Annotated in this window: 20 protein-coding genes; 8 read left to right on the top strand and 12 right to left on the bottom strand. The window is 62.8% G+C overall.

All coding sequences use genetic code 11. The features are described 5' to 3' along the window. Positions 1-44 precede the first annotated feature (44 nt). Both ACYVHH_RS10210 and rlmD read left to right on the top strand, forming a co-directional pair. The gene (locus ACYVHH_RS10210) at positions 45-875 is read left to right on the top strand and encodes a peptidoglycan DD-metalloendopeptidase family protein (protein ID WP_460565277.1); all 831 of its coding nucleotides are present in this window, start codon (positions 45-47) and stop codon (positions 873-875) included. Beyond that, on the top strand, positions 875-2,347 hold the full coding sequence (gene rlmD, locus ACYVHH_RS10205) for a 23S rRNA (uracil(1939)-C(5))-methyltransferase RlmD (RefSeq protein ID WP_460565032.1): 1,473 nt from the start codon (positions 875-877) through the stop codon (positions 2,345-2,347). The genes ACYVHH_RS10210 and rlmD overlap by 1 nt, the downstream gene beginning before the upstream one ends. Before the next feature lie 25 nt (positions 2,348-2,372). Here rlmD and ACYVHH_RS10200 read toward each other — a convergent pair whose 3' ends face one another. Continuing rightward, positions 2,373-2,855: a hypothetical protein gene (locus ACYVHH_RS10200; protein ID WP_460565031.1), complete on the bottom strand. Its 483-nt coding sequence runs from the start codon at positions 2,853-2,855 to the stop codon at positions 2,373-2,375. A 103-nt stretch (positions 2,856-2,958) separates the two neighbouring features. Continuing rightward, positions 2,959-3,651, bottom strand: coding sequence for a Bax inhibitor-1 family protein (locus ACYVHH_RS10195; protein WP_460565030.1), 693 nt, complete (start codon positions 3,649-3,651; stop codon positions 2,959-2,961). Between the two features lie 118 nt (positions 3,652-3,769). Here ACYVHH_RS10195 and ACYVHH_RS10190 point away from each other — a divergent pair, with 118 nt between their 5' ends. After that, complete coding sequence (locus ACYVHH_RS10190; protein ID WP_460565029.1) at positions 3,770-4,177, top strand: GlcG/HbpS family heme-binding protein; 408 nt, start codon at positions 3,770-3,772, stop codon at positions 4,175-4,177. A 155-nt stretch (positions 4,178-4,332) separates the two neighbouring features. Continuing rightward, positions 4,333-5,400, top strand: a complete 1,068-nt coding sequence (locus ACYVHH_RS10185) for a hypothetical protein (RefSeq protein ID WP_460565028.1) — start codon at positions 4,333-4,335, stop codon at positions 5,398-5,400. Between the two features lie 11 nt (positions 5,401-5,411). Here the strand turns inward: ACYVHH_RS10185 and ACYVHH_RS10180 are convergent, their stop codons facing one another. The 7 genes from ACYVHH_RS10180 to ACYVHH_RS10150 form a co-directional block, all read right to left on the bottom strand. Beyond that, positions 5,412-5,633, bottom strand: a complete 222-nt coding sequence (locus tag ACYVHH_RS10180) for a hemin uptake protein HemP (RefSeq protein WP_460565027.1) — start codon at positions 5,631-5,633, stop codon at positions 5,412-5,414. Then, complete coding sequence (locus ACYVHH_RS10175; RefSeq protein WP_460565026.1) at positions 5,630-6,037, bottom strand: ExbD/TolR family protein; 408 nt, start codon at positions 6,035-6,037, stop codon at positions 5,630-5,632. Before ACYVHH_RS10175 ends, ACYVHH_RS10180 begins: the two co-directional genes overlap by 4 nt. 10 nt (positions 6,038-6,047) lie before the next feature. Next, the gene (locus tag ACYVHH_RS10170; protein ID WP_460565025.1) at positions 6,048-6,779 is read right to left on the bottom strand and encodes a MotA/TolQ/ExbB proton channel family protein; all 732 of its coding nucleotides are present in this window, start codon (positions 6,777-6,779) and stop codon (positions 6,048-6,050) included. A 9-nt stretch (positions 6,780-6,788) separates the two neighbouring features. Then, a complete protein-coding gene (locus tag ACYVHH_RS10165; protein ID WP_460565024.1) occupies positions 6,789-7,514 on the bottom strand; it encodes an energy transducer TonB in 726 nt (241 codons plus the stop codon). A gap of 128 nt (positions 7,515-7,642) precedes the next feature. Then, entirely contained in the window at positions 7,643-8,737 is a 1,095-nt protein-coding gene (locus ACYVHH_RS10160; RefSeq protein WP_460565023.1) for an alpha-hydroxy acid oxidase, read from the bottom strand. Further along, positions 8,734-9,420 (bottom strand): Fe2+-dependent dioxygenase, encoded by a 687-nt coding sequence (locus ACYVHH_RS10155; RefSeq protein WP_460565022.1) that lies wholly within the window; start codon positions 9,418-9,420, stop codon positions 8,734-8,736. Before ACYVHH_RS10155 ends, ACYVHH_RS10160 begins: the two co-directional genes overlap by 4 nt. A gap of 2 nt (positions 9,421-9,422) precedes the next feature. Next, entirely contained in the window at positions 9,423-11,729 is a 2,307-nt protein-coding gene (locus tag ACYVHH_RS10150; protein ID WP_460565021.1) for a TonB-dependent receptor, read from the bottom strand. A gap of 241 nt (positions 11,730-11,970) precedes the next feature. On the opposite strand from ACYVHH_RS10150, the gene ahpC reads away from it, so the two are divergent. Further along, positions 11,971-12,534, top strand: a complete 564-nt coding sequence (gene ahpC / locus ACYVHH_RS10145; RefSeq protein WP_068166484.1) for an alkyl hydroperoxide reductase subunit C — start codon at positions 11,971-11,973, stop codon at positions 12,532-12,534. A 219-nt stretch (positions 12,535-12,753) separates the two neighbouring features. Beyond that, positions 12,754-14,340 (top strand): alkyl hydroperoxide reductase subunit F, encoded by a 1,587-nt coding sequence (gene ahpF, locus ACYVHH_RS10140; RefSeq protein ID WP_460565020.1) that lies wholly within the window; start codon positions 12,754-12,756, stop codon positions 14,338-14,340. 98 nt (positions 14,341-14,438) lie between these two features. Here ahpF and bfr read toward each other — a convergent pair whose 3' ends face one another. Then, a complete protein-coding gene (gene bfr, locus ACYVHH_RS10135; RefSeq protein WP_460565019.1) occupies positions 14,439-14,915 on the bottom strand; it encodes a bacterioferritin in 477 nt (158 codons plus the stop codon). 171 nt (positions 14,916-15,086) lie between these two features. Between bfr and ACYVHH_RS10130 the strand changes: the two genes are divergently transcribed. Continuing rightward, entirely contained in the window at positions 15,087-15,398 is a 312-nt protein-coding gene (locus ACYVHH_RS10130) for a hypothetical protein (RefSeq protein ID WP_460565018.1), read from the top strand. A gap of 142 nt (positions 15,399-15,540) precedes the next feature. Continuing rightward, a complete protein-coding gene (locus tag ACYVHH_RS10125; protein ID WP_460565017.1) occupies positions 15,541-15,894 on the top strand; it encodes a hypothetical protein in 354 nt (117 codons plus the stop codon). 65 nt (positions 15,895-15,959) lie between these two features. Here ACYVHH_RS10125 and ACYVHH_RS10120 read toward each other — a convergent pair whose 3' ends face one another. Further along, positions 15,960-16,193 (bottom strand): (2Fe-2S)-binding protein, encoded by a 234-nt coding sequence (locus ACYVHH_RS10120; protein WP_460565016.1) that lies wholly within the window; start codon positions 16,191-16,193, stop codon positions 15,960-15,962. Between the two features lie 102 nt (positions 16,194-16,295). Further along, positions 16,296-17,645, bottom strand: coding sequence for an amino-acid N-acetyltransferase (gene argA / locus ACYVHH_RS10115; RefSeq protein WP_460565015.1), 1,350 nt, complete (start codon positions 17,643-17,645; stop codon positions 16,296-16,298). Between the last annotated feature and the right edge of the window lie 72 nt (positions 17,646-17,717).

Here is a 17,717-nt window from a genome sequence, read left to right as displayed (position 1 = left end):
TGCGGCGTTTTCCGGCAGAAGCCGGGGCGCCGCGCCAGACGCGCATGTTGAAGTGGGGAGCGGCCGTCGTCGCTGTTGTTCTGCTGGGGGCTTGCGCAGCCCCGAAAAGACCCGCCCAGCGTGCTCCCGTGGTTGACCGCACCGGTTCTGCGGCAACAACAACTGCCCAACCTTTGCCACCAGGTGCCGAAAACGCAGGCAAACCTGGCTACTACACCGTTCGCCCGGGCGACACGCTCATGCGCATCGGTCTTGAAACAGGCCAGGCCTGGCGCGACATCCAAGCCTGGAACGGCATTGTCAACCCCAACCTTATTGAAGTGGGGCAGGTTCTGCGTGTCGTTCCTCCCCAGGCCACGGCGTCTGCATCGGTGGCAGCACCAGCCGGGCCCACCACCAGCGCCATCGGTGGTTCGTCGGTCCAGGGGCAGCCGCTTGGCACGCCTGGCAGCGCGGCGCCTTCTTCGTCGCCGGGTGGCGCGGCCCAGCCGCCGGTCGCCCCGTCAGAGGAACTCAGCTTCATCTGGCCCGCTTCGGGCCCGGTGATTGATGCGTTCGATGAATCGCGCAACAAGGGTGTGGGGATTGGCGGCAAAGCAGGTGATGCCGTGCTCGCCGCCGCCGATGGGCGTGTGGTTTATGCAGGAGCGGGTCTTCGCGGTTACGGAAACCTGGTGATCCTCAAGCACAACAACACCTACCTGACCGCTTACGCGCACAACCAGGCCTTGCTGGTACGTGAAGACCAGACCGTGCGCAAGGGGCAGAAGATCGCCGAGATGGGCAGCAGCGACGCCGATCGGGTCAAGCTGCACTTCGAGGTTCGCCGCCAGGGCAAGCCGGTCGATCCCCTCAAGCATCTGCCGGCGCGCTGATGGAGACCGCCGAGCAGCAAGCGGGCACGCTGGTGCCCGATGGGAACGTGTCGTCTGCCTTGCCCGAAGGTTGGCTGGAAGTCGTTTCACTGGACCTGGAGGCCCAGGGTGTAGCGCGCAAGCCAGATGGCAAGGTGGTCTTCATCGACGGTGCGCTGCCTACCGAATGGGTGAGCGCACAGACACACCGCAAGAAGAACCAGTGGGAACAGGCAACGCTTACTGACATTCACCGTGAGTCCGCCCAACGGGTGCGGCCTAAGTGCCCGCATTTCGGCTTGCACGCCGGGGCCTGCGGTGGATGCAAGATGCAGCACCTGGAGCCTGCCGCGCAGGTCGCCACCAAGCAGCGTGTGCTGGAGGACAACCTGTGGCACTTGGGCAAGGTCCGGGCTGAGGCGTTGCTGCGCCCTATCTCCGGGCCGTCGTGGGGGTACCGCTACCGGGCGCGCCTGTCGGTGCGCTACGTGCACAAGAAGGGTGAGGTGCTGGTGGGTTTCCACGAGCGCAAGAGCCGTTACGTGGCAGACATGTCGGTCTGCCACGTGCTGCCGCCCCATGTGAGCGCCTTGTTGCGCCCCCTGCGTCAACTGATCTATAGCCTACAGGCACGGGAGACCTGTCCGCAGATCGAACTGGCCTGTGGCGACAACGTGACGGCGCTGGTGTTGCGGCACCTGGAGCCGCTGAGCGCTGGCGACAAGGATGCTTTGCGTGCCTTCGCGCGCGAGCACAGCAACGAAGAGCAGCCCATTCAATGGTGGCTGCAGCCCAAAGGGCCGGACACCGTGCACCTGCTGGACGGCGCGATGGATACGCCTGAGCTGTCCTACGGCCTGCCGGAATTCGGCATCACCATGCCGTTCAGGCCGACCGACTTCACCCAGGTCAACCCCCACATCAACCGGGTGCTGGTTTCCAGGGCGCTGCGCTTGCTTGACGTGGGCAGGCACGAACGCGTGATCGACTGGTTCTGCGGGCTGGGCAACTTCACGCTGCCGTTGGCCACGCAGGCGGCCGAGGTGGTGGGGATCGAAGGCAGTCAGGCATTGGTCACGCGCTCGGGAGAGAACCTGGAGCGCAACCAGTCGAGCCGGGGCGGGCTGGCACCTACCCGTTTCGTCGCGCGAAATCTGTTCGAGATGACGCCCGAGATGCTGGTGGCAGACGGTGTTGCCGACAAATGGCTGGTGGATCCGCCGCGTGAGGGGGCGTTTGCCCTGGCCAAGGCCATCGCCGATATCCATCAGGCAAGTCTGGCTGGTGGCTCCCCGCTGCTGACGCCCTCGGGCCAGCCGTGGCAGGCACCCAGGCGCATCGTCTACGTCAGTTGCAACCCCGCCACGCTCGCCCGAGACGCCGGGCTGCTGGTGCACCAGGCGGGCTACCGCTGCACGGCTGCGGGGGTGGTGAACATGTTCCCGCACACCGCGCACGTCGAGAGCATCGCGGTGTTCGAGCGGGCGGCCTGATCCCGCAGGTCCGCCCGGGCAAGCATCACTTGGAAGGTGCGATGTTCGGGCGCTGTGGCAGCCCCTGTATCAACGGGATGCCGCCGGTCGGCGCTGTGCTTGCCTGGCCGGGGCGGCCATTGCCGTTTGCCGCCGCAGGGGCTGCGCCCGCCGGGCGCTGCTGTGCCGCAGGCGCATGGTCTTGTGCCGGTTCGGTTGCTGGCTCGGGGGTGGGCTGGTACGGCATGCCCTGGATGTCGTTCTCGCGCATGTAGCCGTCCATTTCGCGCCAGCCATCGAATATCGCGGCCTTGGGCGACTTGGGGTTGTTGCGGTAGCAGTCTTCGATGCTTCGAACGGCATGTCGGCATGCACTGCCTATGGCGCGCCCCTCGGCTTCCTTCTTGGCGGCCACGATGGCTGGTGTTTCGATGCCCAGCTGATCACAGCCAGCCAAGGCCAGCAACAAGGGCAGCCAGAAGAGGGAGCGCAAGCGCGTGGAAGAATGGGAGGAGAAATTGGCCTGCATGCTAGGATTTTCGGCGATTCATGCACGAACTTGACGCGCGAGCATGAAAAAGGGGCCGAATGGCCCCCGTGCATGAACCGGCGGATGCCGGTCTGGCGCCCCGTCAGTCGCGCTCACCGCCGAACAGCCCCAGCAACGCCAGCAGGCTCTGGAAGATGTTGAACAGGCTGAGGTACAGGCCCAGTGTGGCGCTGATGTAGTTGGTTTCCCCGCCGTCGACAATGCGCTTGAGGTCCACCAGCAAGAAGGCGCTGAAGATGCCGATGGCCATCACGCTGATCACGGCCATTCCGATAGGGCTGCCAACAAAGACGTTGATGATGCCGCCGATGAGCAGCACGATGGCACCCATGAAGAGCCACTTGCTCAAGCCTTCCAGGTCGCGCTTGATCACGGTGGACAGGTTGGCCATGACCAGGAACACGCCAGCCGTGCCGCCAAAGGCTGTCATGATCAGGTCGGAGCCGTTCTTGAAGCCCAGGACCATGGCCAGCATGCGTGACAGCATGAGGCCCATGAAGAACGTGAAGGCCAACAGGACGGGCACGCCAGCCGCGGAGTTCTTGGTTTTCTCGATGGCGAACATGAAGCCAAAGGCACCACCCAGGAACACCACCAGGCCCAGGCCGCCAGTGAGCGACGCCGTGATGCCCGTGGCAACGCCGATCCAGGCGCCCAGCACGGTGGGCAGCATGCTCAGCGCCAACAGCCAATAGGTATTGCGCAACACCCGGTTGCGCTGCTGCAGTGCAACGGAAGTGCCAAAGTGGCCGTAGCTGTGGGTCTGATCGGTCATTGCTGTTTGCTCCTCATTGAAACGATGGGTCATTCTACGGGCGCCAGCCATACCCATGCGTCAAAACGTTTAAGCTTGCGCCTTCGTTGATTCAGAGACCCGTGAAAAGGAAAAGTTCATGAAAACCAAGTCCGTGCTCGAACTTGCAGACGTCAAGGCCATTGCGGCTGCCGCAGAAGCCGAAGCCCAGAAGAACCACTGGGCGGTGACGATCGCCATCGTTGACGACGGCGGACACCTGCTGTGGCTGCAGCGCCTGGATGGTTGTCCCGCGATTTCCGCTCACATCGCACCCGCCAAGGCGCACACTGCCGCCATGGGGCGCCGTGAGAGCAAGTCTTACGAGGATGTGATCAACCAGGGTCGTGTGTCTTTCCTGAGCGCACCCGCGATTGAAGGCATGCTGGAAGGCGGTGTGCCGATCATCAAGGACGGGCAGTGCATTGGCGCTGTTGGCGTCAGTGGGGTCAAGTCCACCGAAGATGCGCAGATTGCCAAGGCCGGGATTGCCGCGCTGGGACTCTGATCGGCTTTTTCGCTTGAAGCACGTGCCTCCGCCCACCGGCGGGGGCATTTTTTTGACGGGTCTCTGGGGTCTATCTGGCGCCTTGAGATGGGTCAAGACATGGCCAGCGGGGCGGCGCTAATGTGGGGGCATTTGCTTACCGATGGAGGTGGCTGATGTGTGGCAAAAAGCGCTGGAGGTTGATAGGTGTGCTTGTGACGGCGTTCCTGACGGGGTGCGCCTCGACCAAGGGCGTTGAGCTGCCGGTGGGCACACTGCTGCTGGGTGAAGTTTCCCACGCGGTGACCAAGGAAAGTTTGCAGGCTGACGAGATTGCCCCTGGGGTGACGGCGCCGGGTTGGGGCCGTGTAATGGCGGAAAACGGCTACACGGCTGAAATGGTCGACCAGGGCAGGGTAATCATGGTCAGGGACTACATCTACTGGAACAACACGGTTTCAGGCGTCAAGCGCAGCCACTGGGTACCCACTTTGCTGCCGGAAGGCATGTCTGTTCAGCCGGGCCAGGTGGTGGAGATGGTACGGACAGAGCGGCCGCCGTCCAGGGTGAGCCGGGTGAGGGCACCGTCGCTGGCCAACGGTGGTTGCTACTACGGCGACATATCGCCCGGGGCGGTGAAGCAGATCATGGGTGTGGTCAGCCGCGTCGGGCCAAGCGGGCTGGCTTCACTTTACTGCGCAGGCATCGAGAAGGACGGTTGGCAGCGTCCGAGGACGCTCTGGCACAAGTTGCCGGGAGGCATGCCGACGGACGAGACTCCGCCTCCCCAAGAGGTTCCCCTGGCGGAAGACGTCAAGCCCAGGGTGGTGGCGGACGGCATGGCAACGTTGACACTGCTGGCGCCGAACGCGCCGCTGGGTGTCGTTTTGGAGTTGCCGTTCTGGGTGGATGGGGTCAAGGTGGCGTCGATGCAGGCGGGACAGTGCGACGTGCTGCTGCTGGGGCCCGGCCGCTACCAAGTGACAGCGGGTACCGGTACCGTGATGGGGGTGGGCTGGCCGAAGCGCGAGCTGGAAGTGCAAGTGCTTGCAGGCAACGAAGTGGTAGTGGAGTACGTGCTGAATGAAGCCGTCTACCGGGAGTTGGGGCTGCGGGACTTCTTCAACCCTGAAGACTGGTTGAAGCGGTCGTTTCAGATGGTGTTGCGCCAGCCCCTGCCTGACGACAGGTGCACGTTGCGCCATGAACCCCTCAGGTTGCAGCCCAAGGCACCCGCTGACTGATGCGCGGCAATCTACTTGGTGAGGATGAGCTTGCCCAGCCTGGTCGCTTGCAAGCGGTAGGTGATGCCGTTGTGGGCGATGCGGATTTCGCGTTGGCCCCGCAGGAGCAGGTCGCTGTCGACGAGAGGGGCATCGCCTTGGTCCAGCGCGTGACGGCTCCCGCCCGCAGCCCCCTGGATGGACTGCGGAACAATCTGGTTGGCGCCTGACGAAGGGGTGGGTGGGCGGTTCATGGTTCGGTGATGAAGCCCAGTTTGCGCACCCCGGCACGCTGGGCTGATGCCATGGCCTGGGCCACGCGTTCGTAGCGCACCGATTTGTCTCCCCGGATGTGCAGTTCGGGTTGCGGCTCCTGCCGCGCTGCGGTTTCCAGGCGGGCCTGCAGCTCTTCGTCGCTCACGGGGGCTTCGTTCCAGTGGTAACGGCCCTCGGCGTCAACGCTCAGGCGCACGGTTTCGGGTTTGTCCTGGCTGGGCTGGGCCGCGGCTTGCGGCAGATTGACGTCGATCGAGTTCTTCATGACCGGTACCGTGATCATGAAGACGATCAGCAGCACGAGCATCACGTCGATCAGCGGGACCATGTTGATCTCGCTGAGGACTTCGCTGTCGTCCTGTTCGGGCGTGGAAAAGGCCATGACCGTGTCCTCAGGCTTTCTTCATGGGCAGCACCTTGGTGCTGTCGCTGGATTCACCGCTCACCCGGGCACCCGTGACGAAGTAGGCGTGCAGGTCGTGTGCGAAGCGGTTGAGCTTGTGTAGCACTGACTTGTTGCCGCGGACGAGCGCGTTGTAGCCGAGCACGGCGGGAATGGCGACCACCAGGCCAAAGGCCGTCATGATGAGCGCCTCGCCAATGGGGCCGGCCACTTTGTCAATGGTGGCGGAACCGGAGACACCGATGCCGAGCAGGGCGTGGTAGATGCCCCAGACTGTGCCGAACAGGCCGATGAAGGGAGCCGTGGAGCCGACGGAGGCCAGGACGACGAGGCCCGATTGCAGGCGGGCGGTGAAGTCGTCGATGGCGTTGCGCAAGCAGCGGGTGACCCATTCGCTGACGTCCAGGCTGTCATGCAGCTGGCGCGGGTGCTCGCCGTCCAGGTGCAGGATGTGTGTGGTGGCTTCCCGGCCTTGCAGTGCCATGACGTAGAAGGGGTTGTCGGCTTCAGCGCCCAGCTTGTTGAGGCCTTCAGCGAAGTCTTTGCTGTGCCAGAAGCTGTCGCAGGCACGGGCCTGGGCGCGGTGGCGACGCAGGTTGAGCGCCTTGATGGCGATTACCACCCAGGTGGTGATGGACATGGCCAGCAGGATCAGCGCGACGATGCGTATGACCCAGTCGCCCTGTTGCCACACGTGTGCGAGCCCGAATGCGTTTTCCATGGTGTCTATTTACTCCAGAACAAAATTGATGGGGACGTTGAACCACATCGCCTCGGGCACACCGTTGCGCTTGCCGGGCACATAGCGCCAGCGCAGCACGGTTTGCAGGGCGGTCTGGTCCAGGCGGTCGTAGCCGCTAGACGTGCGGATTTCTGCCTTGGAGGCGGTGCCGTCAGGCTCAATCAGCACGCGCATGACGACCTTGCCTTCCTCTCGCAGACGCCTGCTCAACGGGGGGTACGCAGGCTTGGGGTTGTTGAGGTAATCGGCCTGCGAGGATGGCAGCTCTATGCGCGGCGCTGCCGGCTGCGTGGGGGGCGCCGCAGTCGTGGCAGGTGCTGCCGGCGCGGCTGCAACCTGCTGGGCAGAAGAGGGCGCTGGGGCGCTTTCGGCCGGTGGTGCCGCCAGCGGCGCCATGGGTGACGTTTCGGCGACGGGGGCTGCCAGCGGCTGCGCCGCCTTGGAAGGAGGTGTAACCGGGGCAGGCCGGGCAGGTGCCGCTTGCCTGGCGGGAGGCTGGGGTGCTTGTACCGGCTTGGGTGCCGGGGTGGCACTTTGGCGGGGTTCGGTCTGCACCAGATCCATCAGCACCTGGGCGGGAATCAGCACTTCCGCAGGGCGGCTTTGCAGGGCCGCGTGAGCCAGCCACAGCACGCCTGCGTGGGCCGCCACCACCAGCGTGGCAACAGCAATGTTGCGAGGTTGCAGAGGAGGAGCTGAGTGCACGAGGGGCATGGTGTGTGTCACCGCAGAGCCCACCAGGCTGTCAGGACGACAAGCAGCAGACTGCCAAACAGGACGGATATTTCAATCATGACATCAAACGGGCGTGTCTGAAAATTATAAATGAGAATCAATCGTGTTTATTTGTATGATTGAAAAATCAAGGAAGAGTTGATCTCCTGCACCCGTCGTTTGCCGCACAAGGCCATGGCTGCATGGAATTCGTCCAATAGCAGGCGCAGGACGTGGGCAACGCCTGCAGCCCCAGCGTTGGCGAGTCCGTAGAGCACGGGACGTCCGACAAGCACCGCCTGGGCACCCAGGGCCAGTGCCTTGATGACGTCTGTGCCGCGCCGAATACCGCCGTCCACCAGCACGGGGCAGCGCTCTTGCACGGCGTCGACCACGAGCGGCAGAAGCGTGGCGGTGGGTGGCAGGGTGTCGAGCACCCGGCCGCCGTGGTTGGACACGATCAGACCGGCCACGCCCAGCTCGCAGGCGAGCCGGGCATCGTCAGGGTGGGTGATGCCCTTGAGCAGCACGGGCAGCGGGGTGTTCTCGGTGAGCCAGCGCAGATCGTCCCAGGTGGGGGCTTGCGCCATCAACTGGTTCCAGCTGCCAGCCACATGGAGGGGCGGGGCATGCACGGCAGACAAGCCCGGCGGCAAGGCGAAACCGCTGCGGCGCTCGCGGTCGCGCACGCCGTTGACGGGGGCGTCCACGGTGAGCACAAGCGCTTCGAAACCGGCGCCCTTGGCGCACTGCATGAGCTCGCGAAGCCAGACGCGGTCGCCCAGTGCGTAGAGCTGGAACCACAGTGGCCCGCGTGCCGAGTCGGGCAGGTAGGCTTGGGCAACGGTTTCAAGCGGCGTGTTGCTTTGGGTGCTGAGGACCATGCCAGCGCCCAGCGCGGCGGCGGCCACGGCGGTGGCAAGTTCACCGTCGGGGTGGGCAAGGCATTGATGGGCCATGGGCGCCACCAGGATGGGGCTGGGCCAGGCCCGCCCCAGCAGGGAGGTGCTGGTGTTCAGGCCTTCCAGCGGTTGTAACACACGCGGCAGAAGCTGCAAGGCGTCCCACGCCTGCCGGTTGGCATGCTGGGTGATTTCGTCGCCTGCACCGCCGTTGAAGTAGGCCCAGGTGGCATCGCCCAGAACCTGGCGGGCATGGGCTTCGTGGTCGGCCAGGTTGACAAGGCCGGGCGGCAGCGGCTGTAGCCGTGGCGATGCATTCATGTGCTGGCCCACTGACGCAGAAGGTTGTGGTACACGCCCGTGAGCGCGGTGGTTTCGGCCGTTTCGCCGTGACGCTCGCGCAGTTTGAGCAGGTTCATGTCCAGTTCGAAAAGCAGGCGGCGCTGCTCGTCGCTGCGCACCATGCTTTCGATCCAGAAGAAAGAGGCGATGCGCGCGCCGCGGGTGACGGGCGTGACCTCGTGCAGGCTGGTGCCGGGGTAGATGACGGCACTGCCAGCGGGCAGCTTGACCTGCTTGACGCCGTAGGTGTCATGGATGGTGAGTTCACCACCGTCGTATTCGTCGGGGTCGCTGAGGAACACCGTGCAGGATACGTCGGTTCGAACCCATTCCTGGCTGCGCCGCGAATGCAGAACCGCGCCATCGATGTGTGGCCCGTAGGTGGGGTGTTCCGGCGTGTAGCGGTTGAACAGCGGGTTGTAGCAGCGCCGTGGGAGGGTTGCCGAGAAAAACAGGGGGTTGCGCTGCACTGCCGCCAGAATGCGGGACTGCAGTTCTTGAGCCAGGGGACTGTCTTGCGCCAACTGTTCGTTGCGTTTGACCTCCAGCGCCTGTGTCCCTGCGCTGGTGCGGCCGTCGATCCAAAGTGCGTCGTCGGCCAGCCGGTCGCGCATGGCGCGTACTTCGTCCCGGTTCAGAATCTGGGGCAGTTGCAGCAGCATGATCAGAACACGGTTTTGACGGACAGCATGACCTTGCGCGGAGCGCCTGGGGTGTAGAAGCCGGTGTACAGACTGTCGGCGTAAGTTTTGTCGGTCAGGTTGCTCACGTTGAGTTTGACGGTCGTGTGTTCGTCCACGGTGTATTCCACCATGGAGTCCCACACGGTGAAGGCGCGCGCGGTGTTGATACGGCTGGTCAGCGGTGTCTGCTCGCTGCGGTAGGTGGCACCCAGGCCGACACGCCACTGGGGTGCCACGCGGTAGGTGGTCCAGGCGCTCAGGCTGTGCTTGGGCGTCAGGCCAGGGCGATCGCCTTGACGCGGTGCGTTGCCGGTGCAGGTGTTTGCATTGCAGTTGTCGATCTTGGCGCTGGGGATCCACGTATGGTTGTAGAACACTTCCCACTTGGGCGTGATGCGGCCAGCGGCACTGATCTCCATGCCGCTGGCGTGGCGCTTGCCGGACAGCAACATCTGGGTAGCGGCGCTGTCCGGGTCGGTGTTGCGCTCGTTGTATTTCTCGGAGTGGAACAAGGCAACGTTCAGGGTCGCGCGTTTTTCGAACAAATCCCACTTGCCACCGACTTCAAAGTTGCGGCTTTTCTCTGGCGGAGTATTGGCCATGCGGCCGTTCGCGCTGTTGGCTGCCAGGTTTCCTAGTGCGAACTGGTAAGTATCGCCAGAAGTGTTGTAAGACTCACCGAACGAGATGTAATACGACGAGGCATCATCAGGCTGGAAGAGCGCGCCAACCCGTGGACTCCAAAGGTTTTCCTTCATACTCCCGCTGTTGCCGGCGGTATCGCGGTAGTTGGCTTTGAAGTGGTCGAACCGCACGCCGCCGACCAGCTTGACGGTAGGTGTGATGGTGGCTACGTCCTGCACGTAAAGACCAAGGCTTTTTGCATCGAAGCTGTTGTATGCCCAACTGCGAGTATCCACTCGATAGGCCCCATCATTGGGGTTGCCTACTGTGGTCAGGCGGGTGCTGGCAGTGTCTGCCGTGTTGGCAAGATTGCCTCCGCCATTGCTGTTGTTTCGCAAGGCATCTTCCATGGTGAGATCCACCCCGGCTGTCAGGTGATGGCCGGTGCCGCCAAGCTTGAACTTGTTGCTGTAATCGCTCTGAACCTGGGTGATGTCGCTGATGCCCCGGCGGCCTTTGAAGTTGTTTCTGTTCAACACCGTGTTGGCGGTGGGAAGGTTGGTCAGACTGATGGCTTGTCCATTGGGCTGACTCCCCGCCGCAGCGAACGAAACCACGGTGGCCCAGAGGTCACGCTCGTAGCGGCCATGGCGTACCGTGGTCTTGAGCTCTTCGTCTGCGCTGAATCGGTGGGTGTGTGAGACAGACAGAGCCGTTTGTTCGCTGTGCAGGTAGTCGCTGGCCAGGCCGTAGAAGTTTTCCGGGTCCAGCACGGGAACGATATAGCGCTTGGCGTCACCAGCAACGCCGGTCAGCAGTTGAGGGTGGTTGTAGATCGGGCGCTGTTCCGTCTTGAGGTGGTAGAGGTCCACCTGGAATTCGTCGCGTTCGCCTATGCCTGTGCGCCAACTCGCGGCCAAGCCTTCCCGGTCGTCTTTGGCCCCCTTGTTGTCAGCGTCCTGCACCATGGCGTTCAGACGGATGGCACTGCTCTGGCTAAGCTGTTTGTTGAGGTCGACCTGCGCTCGCTTGTGATTGCCTGTGCCCACGGTCAACTCTGCTTCGTAGCGGTCCAGCAGGAACGGTTGCTTGGTCACTTGGTTGACTACACCGCCGGTGGAACCCTTGCCAAAAAGCATGGAGGCAGATCCCTTGAGTACTTCGACGCGGTCTGTGGCAAACGTGTCGCGCGTGATCAGCTGGCCCTCGCGCATGCCGTCGCGGTAAATGTCTCCCGCCTGACCCAGCGAGAAGCCGCGCAGCCGCACATCTTCCTCGCCGGTTTCGCCAGCCAGGAAGGTGACGCCCGCCGTCGTCTTGAGCACATCGCGGAAATTGTCAAGGTTGCGGTCGTCCAGCAGTTGCTCCGTCATCACCGTGACGTTCTGCGGGATGTCACGCAACTGTTGTTGGCCCTTGCCTATGCGTGTGTCGGTGGCGCGCAGGGTGCTCTTGGCTTTGATTTCTTCCGGCTCGGCCTGTTCTTTGACGGTAACGGTGGAGAGGGTTGCCTCTGCCGCGGGAGCGTTTTGCGCCAATGCACTTACCGAGCCCGCGAGGAGCATGGCGCCCAGCGGCAGTAAGGCGGCCTTGGCGGCGGACGGGGTGGCAGTGGGGTGTTGCGATGGACGGGACGAAGCCTTGCGGCGGCTGGAGCGTGACATGGTTGCAGCGTTGTTGCTAGAGGGGTTTCTGGCTGGCTGGCAACGCACGGGCACGTTGTGGCTGGCTGACAATCCGTTATATTAACATAAACGAGAATCGTTCTTGTTTCGATATTTGTTCGGTTCGTTTCCTATCGGTGTGATAGTGACTATCAATGCAGAAAAGCCATTGTTTCAAGCTATGATTGCCGGGTCCTGACAAATTTCTCCATCCTTCAACTTCAAGCAAAAGGAAACAGCAATGTCCCTCATCAACACCCAAGTGCAGCCGTTCAAGGCCCAGGCTTTCCACAATGGCAAGTTCATCGAAGTCTCCGACGAAAGCCTGAAGGGCAAGTGGTCCGTGCTGATCTTCATGCCGGCCGCCTTCACCTTCAACTGCCCCACCGAAGTGGAAGATGCCGCTGACAACTACGCCGAGTTCCAGAAGGCCGGTGCCGAGGTTTACATCGTGACCACCGACACGCACTTCTCGCACAAGGTGTGGCACGAGACTTCTCCCGCCGTGGGCAAGGCCAAGTTCCCGCTGGTGGGCGACCCCACCCATGCCCTGACCAACGCCTTTGGCGTGCACATCCCCGAAGAGGGCCTGGCCCTGCGCGGCACCTTCGTGATCAACCCCGATGGCGTGATCAAGACGATGGAAGTGCATTCCAACGAAATCGCCCGTGATGTGAAGGAAACCCTGCGCAAGCTGAAGGCTGCCCAGTACACCGCCGCCAACCCCGGCCAGGTGTGCCCCGCCAAGTGGAACGAAGGCGCAAAGACCATCGCTCCCTCGCTGGAACTGGTTGGCAAGATCTGATCCTGCTCAACTCAGGAACCCGCGCAAGCAGGTATCAACAGGGGGTGTTGCCTTGGGCAACGCCCCTTTTTTGTTTCGCACGACGAGGAGCATGGATTTTGACTATTGATAGGTTTTGAAAAATGAATCCATAAATCAATAGTCAGTATCTATACTTGAGTCATTCAAGAACACAGGCACCTGCCTAACCAGACACAACCGCACCACAAGGAAGAAACCATGCTCGACGACACCCTGAAAGCCCAACTCAAAGCCTACCTGGAGCGAGTGACCCAGCCGTTTGAAATGGTGGCGTCGCTGGACGATTCCGATGGCGCCCGCGAGATGCTGGAGCTGCTGCAGACCATTGCCGGTTTGTCGGACAAGATCACCGTGCGCACCGATGGCAACGACGCGCGCAAGCCTTCCTTCAGCCTGAAGCGCCTGGGTTCCGACATGAGCCTGCGTTTTGCCGCCGTGCCGCTGGGGCACGAGTTCACGTCGCTGGTGTTGGCGCTGTTGTGGACGGGTGGCCACCCGCCCAAGGTGGAGCCTGAGGTGATCGAGCAGATCAAGGGTCTGGACGGCGACTACAACTTCGAGGTCTACATGTCCTTGAGCTGCCACAACTGCCCGGACGTGGTGCAGGCGTTGAGCCTGATGGCCGTGCTGAACCCGAAGGTGAAGACCGTGGTGATCGACGGCGCGCTGTACCAGCAGGAGGTGACGGACCGCGAGGTGATGGCCGTGCCCATGGTTTACCTGAATGGCAAGGTGTTTGGCTCCGGCCGCATGTTGATTGAAGAGATTGTGGCCAAGCTGGACACCAACGCCGCCGCCAAAGAAGCCGCCAAGCTGAGCGCGAAGGATGCCTTCGACGTGCTGATGGTGGGTGGTGGCCCTGCTGGTGCGGCGGCTGCGGTATACGCGGCGCGCAAGGGCATCCGCACCGGCGTGGTGGCCGAGCGCTTTGGCGGCCAGGTGAACGACACCATGGCGATCGAGAACTACATCTCGGTGCTGGAGACGGATGGCCCCAAGTTTGCTGCCGCGCTGGAAGCCCAGGTGCGCCATTACGAAGTGGACATCATGAACCTGCAGCAGGCGGCGAAGATCGTGCCTGCCGCACAGGAAGGCGGCTTGGTGGAGGTGCACCTGGCCAACGGTGGCGTGCTCAAGTCGCGCAGCGTGGTGTTGTCTACCGGTGCGCGCTGGCGCAACGTGAACGTGCCCGGCGAGCAGGAGTACAAGAACAAGGGTGTGGCTTATTGCCCGCATTGCGACGGCCCGTTGTTCAAAGGCAAGCGTACGGCGGTGATTGGTGGGGGCAACTCCGGTGTGGAAGCGGCCATCGACCTGGCCGGTATCGTGCAGCACGTGACGCTGATTGAATTCGCCGACCAGCTCAAGGCGGATGCAGTTCTGGTGAGCAAGCTCAAGAGCCTGCCGAACGTGACCATCATCACCAGCGCGCAAACCACCGAGATCACCGGTGACGGCAGCAAGGTGAACGGCATTCGCTACAAGGACCGCGTGAGTGGCGCCGAGCATCACGTGGAGCTGGAGGGCATCTTCGTGCAGATTGGCCTGGTGCCCAACACCGAATGGCTCAAGGGCACGGTGGAGCTGAGCCGTTTTGGCGAGATCGTGGTGGACGCCAAGGGCCACACCAATGTGCCGGGCGTGTTCGCCGCCGGCGACTGCACCACGGTGCCGTACAAGCAGATCGTGATTGCGGCGGGAGAGGGCGCCAAGGCCGCGTTGAGCGCCTTTGATTACCTGATCCGCACGCCGCAGCCTGCGGCTGAGGCGGTGACCGCTGCCTGACGTTTGCCGGGGCTGTACGCCCTGGCGCGGTGAAGCTCAAATGACAAGGGCCCCGGTTTGCGCCGGGGCCCTTTGTGCCTGTGCGGGGGTGCCGAGGCTTACTCGATCTCGCCCATGATGCTTTGCTGGTAGTTCTGCAGGCCGACCTTGTCGATGAGGTCGATCTGGGTTTCGAGGAAGTCGATGTGCTCCTCGGTGTCGTCCAGGATGTCTTGCAGCAGGTCGCGCGAAACGTAGTCACGCACGCTTTCGCAGTGGGCTATGCCGTCCTTGATGGTGGCCTGCGCAGCGCGTTCCAGCGCCAGATCGCTTTTCAGGATCTCTGGCACGTCTTCGCCGATGTTGAGCTTGCCCAGGTCTTGCAGGTTGGGCAGGCCGTCGAGCATGAAGATGCGGTCCATCAAGCGGTCGGCGTGCTTCATTTCGCCGATGGATTCGGCGTATTCCTTCTTGGCCAGCTTGTCGAGCCCCCAGTTCTTGAGCATGCGGTAGTGCACGAAGTACTGGTTGATGGCGGTGAGCTCGTTCTTGAGCTGGGCCTGCAGGTGGGCGATGGCTTGGGGGTCGCCTTTCATGGGGTGTCCTTTCTGCTTGCGCGTGGGCCGGTTGGCTGCTGCATGGGACAAGTTTAAGCCGTTGCGTGGACGGATCGATGGTCCCAACGGGATGCCCTGAATTTTCATTTGCAAACGAGAATCATTCGCATAAAATAAAATCCATGTTCACAAACAATGGAGAGCTTGGCCATGCATGGTGATACCCGCGCCCAAAGTGACGAATACACCCTGCCGCGCGCTGAGGCACTGCTTGCAGGTACCCTGGCGTTGATGACGGCCCACGTTCAGGCAAGTGACAACGGGCAACGACTGTTGATGGCCAACAAGATTTCTCACAACCTGTTTTCCTTGCAGCACCATCCGGGCTTTACGCCGGAGTTTGCCCTGGTGCTGGCGCGGCTGCAGAAGACTTGGCAGCAACTGGCTGCACATGCCGTCCCAGCAGAAGGTGGCATCAAGACACCCCGGTTTTGGCATGGCGCAGCCAGCCTGGTGCAATGAGGGCGCCGGGATGAGCAGGGCATGGAAGCCGGAGGCTGGGGCAGGCCGGATGCATTTGGTATGGGAGCCGCCGCCGTTGATGTGTGATTGCGAGGGCGGAGGGCAGGGGCTTGCTGCGGAGCATGCGGTGCTGGTAAAGCGCATGGCGCGCTTGCAATCCCTGTTCGACGAACTGCTCAACGACAACCAACGCAAGACGGCAGAGTTGCAGGCCGAGATCGTGCGCCTGCGAGGGGGCCTGGTTCTGGCCCGAACGCAGTCGCTTTGGGGGTTGGGGGCTTCTGGGGCACTCGTTCCGCGTGCGCCCCTCTTGTCGCGTGCACCATCGTCCTCTCCAGGGGAGTCCATGCCGCAGGCTGAGCAGGTGCTGTGTCAGGTGGCTTGCGTGGGGCATGCCCATCACTGGCTGCAAGACGGTGGCGATTGCGCGCGTTCGGGTGAGCGTTGCGAGAGCCTAGGTGCCGTGGTTGTGGGCGGCATTCGTTCAAGGCCTTGAGCCACGGAGAAGGGGGTGTGCCATCCGCTGGCGTCTGTTCTGGCCAGCGGTGGCCCGATGCGGGCTCAGGCGCAGGCCAGATTGGCCCAGGTCGTCTGGGGCTGCGCCTCGGCGGAACTGATGTGCGCCACGGCATGCCGCTTTTGGCATTCCGCCCATAGGTCGCGTGCGCAGCCTTCGCATTTGCCACACTGCGTAGCTACGCCCAGTTCAAACTGGATGGTGTCGAAATCCGCCCCCATGCGGGCGTGGCGCTCGATGGTTTTGTCGCTGACGCGGTGGCAGACACAGACGATCATGAACAGGTCCTTGGCGGAAACTTGATTTCGCGAATGATAACCGTTCCTATTAAGCTTTGCAAAAAAGCCCTTGTCCTTTCGCGGACAAGGGCCTGGCAGCGGTCAGCTCAGTTTCTTGACCAAGACCTTGCTGCGCCGGTCCCAGTTGTACTTGCGCTTGCGGGCGTCTGGCAGCCAGTCCGGGTCGACCGGCTGGAAGCCGCGCTTGATGAACCAGTGCATGGTGCGCGTGGTGAGCACAAAGATGCTGTCCAGCCCCATGTACTTGGCTCGCTGTTCAATGCGCTTGAGGATCTTTTCGCCGTCACCCTGGCCCTGTGCCTGGGGCGACACCGTGAGTGCCGCCATTTCGGCGGTACGTGCCTCGGGGTAGGGGTAGAGCGCCGCGCACGCAAAAATGACGCCGTCGTGCTCGATGATGGTGTAGTTGGCAATGTCGCGCTCGATCTCGGTGCGGCTGCGCTTGACCAGCGTGCCATCCTTCTCGAAGGGCTCGATCAGCTGCAGGATGCCGCCAACGTCGTCGGAATTGGCTTCGCGCAGTTCTTCCAGCTTCTCGTCCACCACCATGGTGCCGATACCGTCGTGCACGTACACCTCCAGCAGCAAGGCGCCGTCCACCACGAAGGGGATGATGTGGCTGCGCTCCACGCCGGCCTTGCAGGCCTTCACGCAGTGCTGCAGGTAAAAGCCCACGTCGGTAGGCAAGTGGCTGGGAGGCAGTTCGGCCAGGATCTTCTCGGCCTGTGCCAGGGGCAGCTCGGTGTCGATCGGGTTGTCCTCGCTCTCGGGGGCATGCGGGTCCATGCGGATGCCGGGAATCTCCGTCACGAACAGCAGCTTGTCTGCCTGCAGTGCGATGGCCACGCTGGTGGCCACCTCCTCCATGCTCAGGTTGAAGGCTTCACCCGTGGGCGAAAAACCGAAGGGCGAGAGCAACACCATCGCGCCCATGTCCAGCGCGCGCATCATGCCCGCCACGTCCACCTTGCGCACCAGGCCGGAATGCTGGAAGTCGATGCCATCCACAATGCCCACCGGGCGCGCGGTGATGAAGTTGCCCGAGATGACGCGCACCGTGGCGCCCGCCATGGGGGTGTTGGGCAGACCCTGGCTGAACGCGGCCTCGATCTCGTAGCGCAACTGCCCGGCGGCCTCCTGCGCGCAGTCCAGGGCCACCTCGTCGGTGATGCGGATGCCGTTGTGGTATCGCGCCTCGTGCCCCTTGGCGCGCAGCTGTTCGTTCACCTGCGGGCGAAAGCCGTGCACCAGCACCACGCGCACGCCCATGCTCTGGATGAGCGCCAGATCCTGCGCCAGATTGGGCAGCTTGCCGGCGGCAATGGCCTCGCCTGGCACGCCCACCACGAAAGTCTGGTTGCGGAACTTGTGGATGTACGGCGCGACCGAGCGGAACCAGGGCACGAAGGTGAAGTTGAAGACCGTGGACATGTTCGGGGTTGTGGGAAGAGCAGGTGGCCACCGCGTGGCCCAGACCGCAAGGATAATCGCAAGCTTCGCCTT

Source organism: Hydrogenophaga aquatica (assembly GCF_054780915.1).
This window is presented reverse-complemented; position numbering and strand designations above follow the sequence as displayed.

Excerpts from the sequence above, each read along its gene's own strand:
- ACYVHH_RS10170 (WP_460565025.1), bottom strand. The coding sequence starts at position 6,779 with ATGGAAAACGCATTCGGGCTCGCACACGTGTGGCAACAGGGCGACTGG.
- rlmD (WP_460565032.1), top strand. The coding sequence starts at position 875 with ATGGAGACCGCCGAGCAGCAAGCGGGCACGCTGGTGCCCGATGGGAAC.
- argA (WP_460565015.1), bottom strand. The coding sequence starts at position 17,645 with ATGTCCACGGTCTTCAACTTCACCTTCGTGCCCTGGTTCCGCTCGGTC.
- ACYVHH_RS10180 (WP_460565027.1), bottom strand. The coding sequence starts at position 5,633 with ATGAACCGCCCACCCACCCCTTCGTCAGGCGCCAACCAGATTGTTCCG.
- ACYVHH_RS10190 (WP_460565029.1), top strand. The coding sequence starts at position 3,770 with ATGAAAACCAAGTCCGTGCTCGAACTTGCAGACGTCAAGGCCATTGCG.
- ACYVHH_RS10120 (WP_460565016.1), bottom strand. The coding sequence starts at position 16,193 with ATGATCGTCTGTGTCTGCCACCGCGTCAGCGACAAAACCATCGAGCGC.
- ahpC (WP_068166484.1), top strand. The coding sequence starts at position 11,971 with ATGTCCCTCATCAACACCCAAGTGCAGCCGTTCAAGGCCCAGGCTTTC.
- ACYVHH_RS10185 (WP_460565028.1), top strand. The coding sequence starts at position 4,333 with ATGTGTGGCAAAAAGCGCTGGAGGTTGATAGGTGTGCTTGTGACGGCG.
- bfr (WP_460565019.1), bottom strand. The coding sequence starts at position 14,915 with ATGAAAGGCGACCCCCAAGCCATCGCCCACCTGCAGGCCCAGCTCAAG.
- ACYVHH_RS10165 (WP_460565024.1), bottom strand. The coding sequence starts at position 7,514 with ATGCCCCTCGTGCACTCAGCTCCTCCTCTGCAACCTCGCAACATTGCT.
- ACYVHH_RS10210 (WP_460565277.1), top strand. The coding sequence starts at position 45 with ATGTTGAAGTGGGGAGCGGCCGTCGTCGCTGTTGTTCTGCTGGGGGCT.
- ACYVHH_RS10125 (WP_460565017.1), top strand. The coding sequence starts at position 15,541 with ATGGCGCGCTTGCAATCCCTGTTCGACGAACTGCTCAACGACAACCAA.
- ahpF (WP_460565020.1), top strand. The coding sequence starts at position 12,754 with ATGCTCGACGACACCCTGAAAGCCCAACTCAAAGCCTACCTGGAGCGA.
- ACYVHH_RS10150 (WP_460565021.1), bottom strand. The coding sequence starts at position 11,729 with ATGTCACGCTCCAGCCGCCGCAAGGCTTCGTCCCGTCCATCGCAACAC.
- ACYVHH_RS10160 (WP_460565023.1), bottom strand. The coding sequence starts at position 8,737 with ATGAATGCATCGCCACGGCTACAGCCGCTGCCGCCCGGCCTTGTCAAC.
- ACYVHH_RS10130 (WP_460565018.1), top strand. The coding sequence starts at position 15,087 with ATGCATGGTGATACCCGCGCCCAAAGTGACGAATACACCCTGCCGCGC.
- ACYVHH_RS10200 (WP_460565031.1), bottom strand. The coding sequence starts at position 2,855 with ATGCAGGCCAATTTCTCCTCCCATTCTTCCACGCGCTTGCGCTCCCTC.
- ACYVHH_RS10155 (WP_460565022.1), bottom strand. The coding sequence starts at position 9,420 with ATGCTGCTGCAACTGCCCCAGATTCTGAACCGGGACGAAGTACGCGCC.
- ACYVHH_RS10195 (WP_460565030.1), bottom strand. The coding sequence starts at position 3,651 with ATGACCGATCAGACCCACAGCTACGGCCACTTTGGCACTTCCGTTGCA.
- ACYVHH_RS10175 (WP_460565026.1), bottom strand. The coding sequence starts at position 6,037 with ATGGCCTTTTCCACGCCCGAACAGGACGACAGCGAAGTCCTCAGCGAG.